The organism is Ochrobactrum sp. SSR, from assembly GCF_030067775.1.
GTDB classification, from domain to species: domain Bacteria; phylum Pseudomonadota; class Alphaproteobacteria; order Rhizobiales; family Rhizobiaceae; genus Brucella; species Brucella teleogrylli.
In genome coordinates, this window is record NZ_CP125969.1 from 517,222 (window position 1) to 530,123 (window position 12,902).

The following is a 12,902-nucleotide window of genomic DNA, read 5'->3' on the forward strand; positions in this document are numbered from 1 at the left end:
CTTTGACCGACGGAGGCCGGGCAAGGTGTTAAACAGAAGTGAACATTGGGAGCGACGACCAGAAAAGCTAAGCAATCTGTTTACCATAACTCACAATTCGCGTGGCATGGATGCCACGCTTGTTGCCTAAGTAAACAGAATTTAACCGCAACGCTTGCTTGTATGGAAAAACCGGCTAATACGGTTGTATCTGTACGCATTTTTCTGGGTTAATCGTCCCGGGGACAGAAACGAAGGTTCGGAAAGCCTATGACGGCAAGTTCTAAATTCTTTGGCGCCGCGTCCGCGCTCGCCATGTCGGTGGCTCTAGTGGCTTCGGGTACTGCTGCGCTCTCGCTCGCATCCGTGAATGTCGCGGAAGCTGCCGTTGTGAGCCGTATCGATGTTCGCGGTAATACGCGCGTTGATGCTCAGACCATTCGCGACAACATCGACATTCGTCCGGGTAAAGCCTTCACCAGCGCCGATATCGATGCCGCTGTGAAGCGTCTTTTCGGTATGGGCCTGTTTTCCGATGTTCGCATCAACCAGTCTGGCAGCACGCTTGTCGTGACCGTCAGTGAGCGTTCCGTGGTCAACAACGTCCTGTTCCAGGGCAATAAGAAGATCAAGGATCCTGACCTGACGCGCGCCGTGCAGCTGAAGCCGCGTTCGCCTTACGATGCGGCGACGATGGAATCGGACAAGGAAGCGATCAAGGCTGCCTATGCACATATCGGGCGCAGCGATGCGACCGTTAATGCGCGCACCGTCGATCTCGGTCAGGGTCGCGTCAACGTTGTCTACGAAGTCAACGAAGGTTCGCGCACCAAGATCGAGAATATCGAATTTGTCGGCAATCAGGCCTATAGCGGTCGCCGTCTGCGCGACGTCATCTCCACCAAGCGTTCGAACCCGCTGTCGTGGCTGACCCGTAATGACGTTTATGACGAAGGCCGTTTGCAGGCTGATGAAGAAACGCTGCGTCGCTTCTATTACAATCGTGGTTATGCCGATTTCCGCGTTGTTTCGTCGAATGCGGTTCTCGATCCGGCTACCAATGAATACACGATCACAATCACCGTCGATGAAGGTCAGCGTTACACCTTCGGTGATGTGAGCGTTGAAAGCACCGTTGATGGCGTCAATACCGATGCTTTGTCCGGTCTCGTGAAGACCCGTTCGGGTCGCGCCTATAGCGCCAAGGAGGTTGAAGATTCCGTTCTGGCTGTGACTGAAAGTGTTGCCGGTAGCGGTTATGCCTTCGCCAAGGTTGAGCCACGCGGTGATCGCAACTTCGAGAATCGCACGATCTCGGTTGTCTATAGCGTTGATCAGGGTCCACGCGCTTACATTCAGCGCATCGAAATCCGCGGTAACGACAAGACGCGCGATTACGTGATTCGTCGTGAGTTCGACATGAACGAAGGCGATGCCTTCAATCAGGTCATGGTGCAGCGCGCCAAGCGTCGCCTTGAGGCTCTGGACTTCTTCCAGACCGTCAACATCTCGACCGCTCCGGGCTCCGAGCCGGACCAGGTGATTCTGGTTGTGGATGTTGTCGAAAAGTCGACGGGTGAATTCTCCATCGGTGGCGGTTACACCACCGGCGGCGAAACGCCGGGTGCGTCTGTCGAAGGTGCAATCACTGAGCGTAACTTCCTCGGTCGCGGCCAGTATATCCGTCTTAGCGCCGGTGCCGGTCAGGACGATATGCGCAATTACGGCCTGTCCTTCACGGAACCGTATTTCCTTGGCTATCGCATTTCGGCTGGCTTCGACGTGTTCCGTCGCAGCTATCGCGTGAACGATGACTACGACGTCGAGCAGACTGGCGGTACGATTCGCTTCGGTCTTCCGGTCACGGAAAACTTCTCGGTCGGTCTCGCTTACAACCTGGTTCAGGAAAAGTATGACCTGTTCCGCGACAATATTGCTGATTACTATGCGCCTGCTCTGCAGGAAGCTGCAGAAAACAGCCCATGGCTTCGCTCGTCGGTCAGCTATTCGCTGACGTATAACACCATCGATGACATGAAGAATCCGCATGAAGGCCTCTTTGGCAAGTTCACGCAGGAATTTGCAGGTCTTGGTGGCGATGCGAAGTTCCTGAAGACGACTTTCAAGGGTAACTACTATAAGACGCTGGCGCAGGAAGCCGACATTGTCGGTATGCTGGGTGTCGGTGGTGGTTACATCCACGAATTCGGCGACGACGGCGTTCGTATCTTCGACTTGTTCAAGAACAATTCGGATATCATTCGCGGCTTCAAGTTCAACGGCATCGGTCGTTACCAGGATTCTGCCAGCGGCCAGCGTTACTGGATGGGCGGCACGACCTACATCAACGGTACGGCTGAAGTGCAGTTCCCGATGCCTGTCGTACCGGAAAGCCTCGGTATCCGTGGGGCATTCTTCGCTGATGCGGCCATGCTCTATGGCGGTGACGACGTGTTGGGTAATCAGCCGGTTCTCGGCGACGACAAGAAGCTTCGCGCTTCGGTGGGTCTCAGCCTGATGTGGGCTTCGCCGTTCGGTCCGTTGCGCTTCGACTACGCATTCCCGGTCGCGAAGGCTGATACTGATAAGGTTCAGAACTTCAACTTCGGTGTTTCGACCAAGTTCTAACCGATTTGCCTTTCCCCGGGGCGGCTACGCCCCGGGAGAGAAAGTGTACTGATGGCAGATCCCGTCTTTTTCTCGCCTTCTCGTGAACTCACGATTGGCGATGTTGCTGATTTCACCGGTGCAAGACTTCGTGACCCGAAGCTTGCACCGCGTTCTGTTGAGCGTCTGGCTTCCATGAAGGATGCCGGAGAGGGTTCGCTTATCTTCGTGGAAGGTAAGAAGAACGCCGAAGCGCTGGCCGGTATCAAGGCCGCTGGCGTTTTTTGCAAGGAGGACATCGCTCCAAGTGTTCCTTCGCATATGGCAGCCCTGATTACCCGCAATCCGCATCGCGATTTTTCCGCCGTTGGGCGCATGCTGTTTCCGACCTCGGCCAAGCTGGAAAGCTGGCTTGGCGAAACCGGCATTTCCCCGCAGGCCTTCATTCACCCTTCAGCGCATGTCGAAGATGGCGCGACCGTTGAAGCGGGCGCGGTGATCGGCAAGGGCGTCACCATCGGTTCGGGCACGTTGATTGCTGCAACGGCGGTGATCGGCGAGAATTGCCAGATTGGACGCGACAGCTATGTCGGGCCTGGTGTGACGATCCAGTGCGCATTTATCGGCAATCGTGTTTTGTTGCATCCCGGCGTGCGTATCGGTCAGGACGGTTTCGGCTATGTCCCCGGCGCTGCAGGACTTGATAAAGTTCCGCAGATCGGGCGGGTCGTTATTCAGGACAATGTTGAGATCGGGGCTAATACGACGGTTGATCGCGGGTCGCTGAGCGACACGGTGATCGGTGAGGGCTCCAAAATCGATAATCTCGTCCAGATTGCGCATAATGTGCGCATCGGTCGTTTTTGTCTCATTGCCGCGCATTGCGGTATTTCCGGAAGTTGCGTGATCGGCGACGGGACCATGCTTGGCGGTCGCGTCGGTCTTGCGGATCACCTGATTATCGGCTCGGGCGTGCAGATTGCCGCTGCGAGCGGTGTTATGAACGATATACCCGATGGAGAACGTTGGGGAGGTCTTCCCGCACGTCCTATCAAGCAATGGTTCCGCGATATCGCGAACATTCGCAGCATCGGGCAATCAAGAAAGGAGCAATCCTCAGATGAGTGATACGGAACAGACGAAACTCGAAGCGGCGGATATTCAGGATCTTCTGGCAGTGCTGCCGCACCGATATCCCTTTCTGCTGATTGACCGGATCGTGGATATTGATGGCGATCGTTCGGCAACCGGCATAAAGAATGTCACGATCAATGAGCCGCATTTTACCGGGCATTTCCCGGAAAAGCCGATCATGCCGGGTGTTCTGATTATCGAAGCCATGGCGCAGACCGCTGGTGCCATCTCGCTGCTGCAGCGCAAGACCGGTCGCCCGGGCGTGGTCTATTTTATGACGATCGACAATGCGAAGTTCCGCCGTCCGGTTGTTCCGGGCGATCGCCTGCTTCTGCATGTCAAGAAAACCAAACAGCGCGCCAATATTTCCAAATATGAGTGCGTGGCTGAGGTTGATGGTGTGAAAGTTGCTGAAGCGGAAGTCGCGGCGATGATCAACGCCGGTGAAGAAAGCCAGTGAGCATTACAATGAAAGAAACAATCATTCACCCCACCGCTCTTGTCGAGCCGGGTGTGGAACTGGGCCAGGGTGTGTCTGTAGGCCCCTTCTGTCATATTCAATCGGGCGCTGTCATCGGCGATAATTCCGTCCTGATGAGCCATGTGGTGATCACAGACGCGACCACGCTTGGCGCGGGCGCGAAGGTCTATCCGCATGCCGTTCTCGGCTGCGATCCGCAGAACAACAAGCATAAAGGCGGCCCAACCACGCTGAAGATCGGCGCGAATTGCATGATCCGCGAAGGCGTCACCATGCACCGCGGCTCCGACAGTGCGCGCGGCTATACTTCGGTCGGCGACGACTGCTCTTTCCTCGCTTATGCCCATGTTGCGCATGATTGCGATATCAGCGATCATGTTACTTTCTCGAACAATGTGATGATCGGCGGTCACACGACCATCGAACACCACGCCATTTTGGGCGGCGGTGCGGCTGTGCACCAGTTCGTGCGCGTGGGCCACCACGCGTTCATCGGCGGCATGGCTGCCGTGGTAGGCGATGTCATCCCTTACGGCATGGCCATCGGCAATCACGCGCATCTGGGCGGGCTCAACATCGTCGGCATGAAGCGTTCCGGCATGGAGCGCAAGGAAATTCACAATCTGCGCCATGCCGTGCGTATGCTGTTCGACCGTACCAAGCCGGTGCGCGACCGTACCATCGACGTACTCGCAGCTTTCCCGGATTCTCAGGCGGTCGCCGATATGATTGCCTTTATCAGTGCCGATACGAAACGCGCCTATACCACGCCACCGCTCGATGCGGCTCATGGTGGACTCGGGCATGACAGCGACGAAAGCTGAAAACTTGGCACGTCCGTCCGTCGATGGCGGGCGTGTCGGTATTATTGCGGGCAACGGCCTGTTGCCCATTGCCGTGGCTGAGGCGCTTCAAAACGCTGGCACACCGCCCTTTCTCGTTCCCTTGCGTGAAGAAGCCGACCGGGTGCTCTATAATTATGAGCATCAGGAAGTATCGGTTGTCGAATTTGCAAAGCTTGTTCGCTCCATGAAAGCGGCTGGCGTTTCGCGAGTTGTCCTGGCAGGAGGCGTGCGCAGCAGGCCGCATCTCAGTGACCTCAAGCTCGACTGGCCGACGTTGCGGGCTGTGCCGCATGTGTTTCGCGCGCTTGGGCAAGGCGACGACGCTTTGCTGCGGGCCTTTATCGGCCTGCTGGAATCATTCGGCTTCAAGGTGGTTGGTGCCCATGAAGTCGTGCCCGATCTTCTGTCTCCGTCGCCCGCTCGCATTCTTACCAAGGTTGCGCCGGATGCGCGTGAAGCGGGAAATATTAAGCTGGCTATGGAATCGGCTTTGCGGCTCGGCGATCTCGATGTCGGGCAGGGCGCTGTCGCTGTCGGTGGACGGGTAGTGGCGCTGGAAGGCGCGGAGGGCACCGATCTAATGATTGAGCGCGTCCGTGAACTGCGTGAAGCCGGGCGTATTCCCAAGCGCGGAGGAGTGCTTGTGAAAATGGCCAAACCCCGTCAGGATGAACGCGCGGATTTGCCTGCCATTGGTATTTCCACTGTGCTTAATGCTAAACGCGCCGGTCTCGCCGGGATTGCAGTTGAGGCCCGGCGTACATTTATTCTAGGCTTCGGCGACACCATTGCGGCGGCCAATGAAGGCGGCCTCTTCATAGAGACGATCAGTCGACACGAGAAGGACAGTTAAGGGTGAGCAACACCAGCCGGCCATTGAAAATAGCAATCGTGGCCGGTGAAGAATCCGGCGATCTTCTTGGTGCTGACCTAATTGACGCCTTGCGTCTTCAGACCGACAGGCTAGTGGATCTGGTCGGTGTCGGTGGCGATCATCTGGCCGCGCGGGGTCTGAAAACCTTTTTCGACCCGCATGAAATCGCTTTGATGGGGCTTGGTGCCATCATCAAAAACTTGCCGGGACTGGTGTTGCGCATTCGGCAGACTGCACGGCAGATCGTGGCGGAAAAGCCGGATTGTGTTCTGCTGATCGATAGTCCGGATTTTACGCATCGCGTCGCAAAAAAGATCAGAGCCGCCGATCCCTCCATTCCAATCGTCAAGTATATCGCGCCCAGTGTCTGGGCGTGGCGTCCGCAGCGCGCACGTGCGATGCGCGCCTACATCGATCATGTGCTGACGGTTTTGCCGTTCGAGGTCGATGTGATGGAGCGGCTGAATGGACCGCAGGCAACCTATGTCGGGCATCGCCTGTCGAGTTATGCGCCGATCATTGAGACGCGCGCGGCGCAGCTTGCGCTGGAGCCGCAACGATCGGAAGCCGGAAAACATACGCTGTTGCTTCTGCCCGGTTCTCGCCGCACAGAAATCCAGATGTTGATGGAGCCTTTCGGCAGAGCGGTCGAAGAGCTGTCGCAGCGCGTGGAGAAACTCGAAGTCATTCTGCCCACTTTGCCGCGCATCGAAGCGATGGTGCGCGATCTGTCGCGGGACTGGGCGGTGAAGCCGCTGATCGTCGTGGGTGACGAGGAGAAGTGGAAGGCCTTTGCGCGGGCCGATGCAGCACTTGCCGCGTCAGGCACCGTATCGCTGGAACTGGCGCTGTCGCGCATTCCGAGCGTGCTTTCCTACAAGGCAGACTGGTTTGCGCGCAAATTCCTGATGCCGAAGATCACAATCTGGAGCGCGGCATTGCCCAATATCATTGCGGATGAACCGGTGGTGCCGGAGTTTTTCAATGAATTTGTGCGTCCGGGCATGCTGGCGCGCAATCTGGAGCGCCTCATGCGGCCCGGTTCAGCGCGTCAGGCGCAACTGGATGGCTTCGACGCGGTCGCTTCGGTCATGGCGACGGAGCGGCCTTCTGGGGAAATCGGCGCGCGGGTTCTGCTGGACGCGATCGAAAAAGGCCGCAAGGGCTGAACAACTCAAATTTGGATCAAAAAGAAACCCCGGTTGCCATTGGCAGCCGGGGTTTTGTTTTCAGCGTTTGCCGCGCTTATTTGCGCTTTGCAACCGGCACGTAGTCGCGTTCCGTTGCGCCCGTGTAGAGCTGACGCGGGCGGCCGATCTTCTGCTGCGGGTCTTCGATCATTTCCTTCCACTGAGCGACCCAGCCCACGGTGCGGGCGAGTGCAAAGAGAACCGTGAACATTTCGGTCGGGAAGCCGAGAGCCTTCAGCGTGATGCCGGAGTAGAAGTCGATATTCGGATAGAGCTTCTTCTCGATGAAGTATTCATCCGTCAGAGCGATCTTTTCCAGTTCCATTGCAACGTCGAGCAACGGATCGTCCTTGATGCCCAGTTCGCCCAGAACTTCATGGCAGGTCTTCTGCATGATCTTCGCACGCGGATCGTAGTTCTTGTAGACGCGGTGACCGAAGCCCATCAGACGGAACGGATCGTTCTTGTCCTTGGCGCGGGCGACGAATTCCGGAATGCGGTCAACCGAGCCGATTTCGGCCAGCATGTTGAGCGCTGCTTCGTTTGCGCCGCCATGGGCAGGGCCCCAGAGGCATGCAACGCCAGCTGCGATGCAGGCGAACGGGTTGGCGCCCGACGAACCGGCAAGGCGCACGGTCGAGGTCGAAGCATTCTGTTCGTGATCGGCATGCAGGATGAAGATGCGGTCCATGGCGCGGGCCAGAACCGGATTGACCTTGTAATCCTCGCAAGGAACGCCAAAGCACATGTGCAGGAAGTTCGAAGCGAAATCGAGGTCGTTCTTCGGATACATGAACGGCTGGCCGATATGGTACTTATAGGCCATTGCAGCGAGCGTCGGCACCTTAGCGATCAGGCGGATGGAAGCGACCATGCGCTGATGCGGATCGGTGATGTCGGTCGAGTCGTGGTAGAAGGCGGACATGGCGCCCACACAACCGACCATCACGGCCATCGGATGCGCATCGCGGCGGAAGCCGGTGAAGAAGCGCGTCATCTGTTCATGGATCATCGTGTGACGGGTCACGCGATAGTCGAAATCGGCCTTCTGGGTTGCCGTCGGCAGTTCACCGTAAAGCAGCAGGTAGCAGGTTTCGAGGAAGTCGCCATGTTCGGCGAGCTGGTCGATCGGATAGCCGCGATAGAGCAGGGTGCCTTCGTCGCCATCGATATAGGTGATCTTGGATTCGCAGGAAGCGGTCGAGGTGAAACCCGGATCGTAGGTAAAGGCATGCGAATTCTTGTAAAGTGGACCGATGTCGACGACGTCCGGCCCGACAGTGCCTTGTCGCACAGGCAGATCGAACGTATTGCCGTCGAGAGTAAAGCTGGCTGTCTTAGCTGACATCATGTTTCCTTTCATGTCCACTTTGCCGCCGCAGGCGGCAGTATTGCATTCGCTGCTATAACTTGTCTCGTATCTCTTGGCGGGCCCCGAAAGACTGCGGGATGCCCGATTTTTAACGCATTACGGCTACGATTTTGACCGCCAAACTATCCCAAACCGTCCGCGATGCAATGCGAAATTTGAACTATTTATATGCCGTTCGTCACGTCAGCGTGAATGATAGCACCTTAACCGATTTGATCGCGAATACGGCCCAAGGACTCGTCGCGACCCAGCACGAAAAGCACATCGAACACACCCGGTGAAGTAGCGCGCCCGGTAAGGGCGGCACGCAACGGTTGCGCAATCTTGCCGAGTTTCAGTCCGGTTTTTTCTGCATGGGCGCGAACCACAGCGTCCAGTGATTCAATGGTCCACTCGCCGGCAGCTTCCAGATCCGGCAGCACCGATTTCAGAACGGCGCGACCTTCTTCATTGAGAAGTGAGGCGGCCTTTTCATCGAGATCGAGCGGGCGCGCTGCGAAAATGAATTTTGCACCGTCGGCAAGTTCAACGAGCGTCTTGGCGCGGTCCTTCAGGCCGGACATGGCCGTGAGCAGCTGCGCGCTGCGCTTGTCATCGAGCGCTGCGGCCAGCTCTTTACCACCTTCGATTTCCGGCAGAACGGCAACAAGGGCATCAAACAGCGCCTTGTCGTCGCTGCCGCGCATATAAAGACCGTTGATCGCTTCGAGCTTCTGGAAGTCGAAACGGGCAGCGCCCTTGTTGATGTCCTTCACGTCGAACCATTCGATCATCTGTTCGGTCGACATGATTTCGTCATCGCCGTGGCTCCAGCCGAGACGGACGAGATAATTGCGCAATGCTGCGGGCAGATAGCCCATGGCGCGATAAGCATCGACGCCAAGAGCGCCATGACGCTTGGAAAGCTTTGCACCGTCCGCACCGTGGATCAGCGGAATATGCGACATTTGCGGCACGTCCCAGCCCATGGCGTCATAGATGACAGTCTGGCGGGCTGCGTTGGTCAAATGATCGTCGCCGCGAATGATATGGGTGACGCCCATGTCGTGGTCGTCAACGACAACCGCGTGCATATAGGTCGGTGTGCCATCGGAACGCAGAATGATGAAATCATCGAGATCCTTGTTGGGGAAGCGAATATCGCCCTGCACGGCGTCGCGCACGAGCGTTTCGCCTTCCTGCGGCGCCTTAATGCGAATGACCGGCTTTACACCTGCAGGCGCTTCGGACGGGTCGCGGTCGCGCCAGCGGCCATCATAACGCGGCGGGCGGCCTTCGGCGCGCGCTTTTTCGCGCATTTCTTCCAGCTCTTCCGGCGTGGTATAGCAGTAATAGGCTTTGCCGAGAGCAACCAGTTCCTCGGCGACTTCGCGGTGGCGCGGCGCGCGCTCGAACTGCGAGATCGCGTCACCTTCCCAGTCGAGGCCGAGCCAGGTCAGGCCGTCGAGAATGGCGGCGGTGGCGGCATCGGTGGAACGTTCACGGTCGGTGTCTTCGATACGCAGCAGCATCTTGCCGCCGGTATGCTTGGCATAGAGCCAGTTGAACAGGGCCGTGCGGGCACCGCCGATATGAAGATAACCCGTGGGCGAAGGGGCAAAACGGGTGACGACCGGTTTCGACATGGTAGCTCCACTTTATCGTGCGCCCGTCAAGACAGCGGCAATTGCCGGGGCAGGGGCGCAAACTGAATTCTGATGCTCGCCGCCAAAGAGCGAGGGCGAGGATTTCTATAACGAAACCCTCTCGATTTCGACTGGCGTTCATGTAGCATAGGCAGCATTGTGCGCAAGGGCTTCGCGTTTGTTTCGGCTCCTTGCGACATTGTTCTTTTGGGGTATTTCGACAAAAAGACCTTTTTTTGCAGTCAGGCGGGGGCATGACGCGCATAGGTGATATGGCGGAAGCAAATGAGCGGGCGCTTGTCAAAAGCCTGCCTGACGGCTTGACGCGCTCATATCTTCCCGAGCCGTGGCCTGACCCTGCAATTGCGCCTGCCGAACGCCGCGACCGCGATCCGTCGCAAATCCCGACGCCGGATGATGGCCGCAGCGCCGTCAAAAGCCTTGCGCGCAGGGCTCCCGCCGCCTTTGCGGAAGCTGTCAGTCTGGAAGCGGCGCGCGGGATTTTCTTTCTGCTGATTCCGATTTTCAGCGGCCTTGGCGCGATTGCCTATTTCACCGTGTCATTTGAACCGGATTGGACGCCGGTGCTGGCGCTTCTCACCGGACTGGCTGTCATCCGGCTCCTCGCGCGGAAGCATTTCCTTGTTGCGCAGATACTGACGCTGGCGCTGGCTTTCCAGCTGGGTCTTGTCAGCGGAAAATGGGAAACCGAACGCAGGGCGACGCCGATGCTCGGTTCCGATGTTTCAACACGCATAACAGGCCGTGTCGTTGCGCTGGAAGCGCAGGATAATGGCAGCTGGCGTATTACCCTTGATTTGCTGGCAACAGAACGCCCGAAACTGCGCTTTGCACCGGAACGTATCCGTATCAATGCGCGCGATATACCTGCTGAAACAACGATTGGCGGCGGCTTGACCGGTTTTGCGCGGCTGCGGGTGCCGTCAGGCCCGGTCCGCCCCGGCAATTATGATTTTTCTTTTCACGCCTATTTCAACGGTATTGGTGCAAACGGCTTCTTTCTGGGGAACCCAAAGACGGCGCATGTCCCGCCGCAAACAAGCCTGATCGCTGCGATCAGTGAGTGGGTCGCCTTGCTGCGCGTGCGCGTTTCGGAGCGGGTGGAGGAGGTGATTGGCGGCGAGGACGGCAATGTCACAGCCGCATTGATCGCTGGAACGCGCGGCGGCATCAGTGAGGAAACCAACGAAAATCTGCGCAAGGCGGGTCTCGCGCATATTCTTTCCATATCGGGGCTGCACATGGCACTGGCGGCGGGGGTCGTCATGTTTGTCCTCCGGTCTGGTTTTGCGCTCTTTCCCGCGTTCAGTGTGCGCCATCCGGTCAAAAAATACGCGGCATTCCTGTCCCTGCTGAGCTGTACGTTCTATCTCGCCATGTCTGGAGCGGATGTGGCCGCACAGCGCAGCTATGTGATGATCGCCGTGATGCTCAGCGCGTTATTGTTCGACCGGGCTGCGATCAGCATGCGCAATCTGGCAATCGCCGGAATGGTGACCATCGCGATTTCACCGCATGAAATATTGGGGCCTAGTTTTCAAATGTCCTATTCGGCGACAGCTGCCCTGATCGCCGGTTATGCCTGGTGGAGTGCGCGCAAGGCCAAGAAGCTGCAAGATATGGAAGGGCGTATTGCGGCACCCGCTGGCGGATTGGCAGCCAAGGCGTTGAAATTTGTCTTTGCCGCTGCAGGAACGTCGTTATTGGCTGGGCTTGCAAGCGGTATTTTTGCTGCCTACCACTTCAACAATACCGCACCGTTGGGGCTGATAGGCAATGTGCTGGCTGATCCGGTGATTGCCGTTCTGGTCATGCCCTTTGCTGTTTTCGGTTTGGTGTTGATGCCGCTCGGTCTCGACTGGATACCATTGTCCATTGCTGGTTCCGGTGTGTGGATGGTGCGCGAGATTGCAAGTTTCGTGGCGTCCTGGTCCCCGGAAGGCAATCCGGGCGCGATGCCGCTCACAGGTCTTGCTTTCTGGACCATAGCGCTTGTGATTGCGGTCCTGTTCACAACCAGATTTAAGATTCTCGCTTTACCATTTGCTTTATTGGGATTTATCGCCTTTGTACGCGAGCCGTTTCCAGATGTCGTGATCTCGGAAGACGCTAAGCTGGTTGGGGTTCGACTGTCCGATGGGCGTTTTGCCGTGAACCGCGACAGGCCCTCCAAGTTTACGGTCGATAATTGGCAAACCGCCTATCTCGCACCGCACTTTCTGATACCGCAACACGCAAAGGACCGGCTCAGAGGAAACCCGACGGACGGCTTTATCTGCGAGGATGGATTGTGCACGATCACGCTGCACGACGGGCGCGTGCTTGTCTATACGGCTGATCCGACAGTTCAGGATATCGCCTGTGACATTGGCGATGTGATTATTCTGGCTGTAGCTGGCGAAATGCCAGGATGCACGCGCACGAATAAGCTCGTTCTCAACCGGCGTGATCTGGCCTTGCGCGGAACCGTTGAAATCAAATTGGGTGACAAGAAAGACGCCGCCAATGTTCGCACCACCGTGAAGCTTTCAAGCACCTCGCCCGACGAAAGCGGCGCTCCACCGCAACAGCCCAGATTTGCTGATCCGCGTTACGACGACACGCTGGCCTTCGCCATCGATGAGCCACGGCGTCCGTGGCATCTATTTCGGCTCTATTCCCGCGCAGCGCGGGGACTGCCAGATTGGGAATATAAAAAGAAAAAGACTGCGCCAGTGTTGGTGTCAAATTGCCCGGCTGATGACAATCAGGAGCCGGGCAAATGTGAATGACCG

Annotated in this window: 9 protein-coding genes; 7 read left to right on the forward strand and 2 right to left on the reverse strand. The window is 57.3% G+C overall.

The features are described from left to right. The first annotated feature begins 249 nt into the window (after positions 1–249). The 6 genes from bamA to lpxB are packed head-to-tail and all read left to right on the forward strand — an operon-like array spanning position 250 to position 7,089. Positions 250–2,607, forward strand: a complete 2,358-nt coding sequence (gene bamA / locus QLQ11_RS02490) for an outer membrane protein assembly factor BamA (RefSeq protein WP_283735885.1) — start codon at positions 250–252, stop codon at positions 2,605–2,607. Positions 2,608–2,658: 51 nt separating this feature from the next. Continuing rightward, positions 2,659–3,714 carry a UDP-3-O-(3-hydroxymyristoyl)glucosamine N-acyltransferase gene (lpxD, locus tag QLQ11_RS02495; protein ID WP_140025045.1) on the forward strand — a complete coding sequence of 352 codons (1,056 nt, stop codon included), beginning with the start codon at positions 2,659–2,661 and terminating at the stop codon, positions 3,712–3,714. After that, entirely contained in the window at positions 3,707–4,180 is a 474-nt protein-coding gene (fabZ, locus tag QLQ11_RS02500) for a 3-hydroxyacyl-ACP dehydratase FabZ (RefSeq protein WP_109369165.1), read from the forward strand. The genes lpxD and fabZ overlap by 8 nt, the downstream gene beginning before the upstream one ends. 8 nt (positions 4,181–4,188) lie before the next feature. Further along, positions 4,189–5,025, forward strand: a complete 837-nt coding sequence (lpxA, locus tag QLQ11_RS02505; protein ID WP_283735884.1) for an acyl-ACP--UDP-N-acetylglucosamine O-acyltransferase — start codon at positions 4,189–4,191, stop codon at positions 5,023–5,025. Then, positions 5,006–5,899, forward strand: coding sequence for an LpxI family protein (locus QLQ11_RS02510; protein ID WP_283735883.1), 894 nt, complete (start codon positions 5,006–5,008; stop codon positions 5,897–5,899). The genes lpxA and QLQ11_RS02510 overlap by 20 nt, the downstream gene beginning before the upstream one ends. Positions 5,900–5,901: 2 nt before the next feature. Then, a complete protein-coding gene (gene lpxB, locus QLQ11_RS02515; RefSeq protein WP_109369163.1) occupies positions 5,902–7,089 on the forward strand; it encodes a lipid-A-disaccharide synthase in 1,188 nt (395 codons plus the stop codon). A gap of 76 nt (positions 7,090–7,165) precedes the next feature. Here lpxB and gltA read toward each other — a convergent pair whose 3' ends face one another. Further along, positions 7,166–8,458: a citrate synthase gene (gene gltA / locus QLQ11_RS02520; RefSeq protein ID WP_078340455.1), complete on the reverse strand. Its 1,293-nt coding sequence runs from the start codon at positions 8,456–8,458 to the stop codon at positions 7,166–7,168. A gap of 227 nt (positions 8,459–8,685) precedes the next feature. Continuing rightward, on the reverse strand, positions 8,686–10,107 hold the full coding sequence (gene gltX / locus QLQ11_RS02525) for a glutamate--tRNA ligase (RefSeq protein WP_140025042.1): 1,422 nt from the start codon (positions 10,105–10,107) through the stop codon (positions 8,686–8,688). A gap of 254 nt (positions 10,108–10,361) precedes the next feature. Here gltX and QLQ11_RS02530 point away from each other — a divergent pair, with 254 nt between their 5' ends. Beyond that, positions 10,362–12,899, forward strand: coding sequence for a ComEC/Rec2 family competence protein (locus QLQ11_RS02530; protein WP_283735882.1), 2,538 nt, complete (start codon positions 10,362–10,364; stop codon positions 12,897–12,899). Positions 12,900–12,902 lie beyond the last annotated feature (3 nt).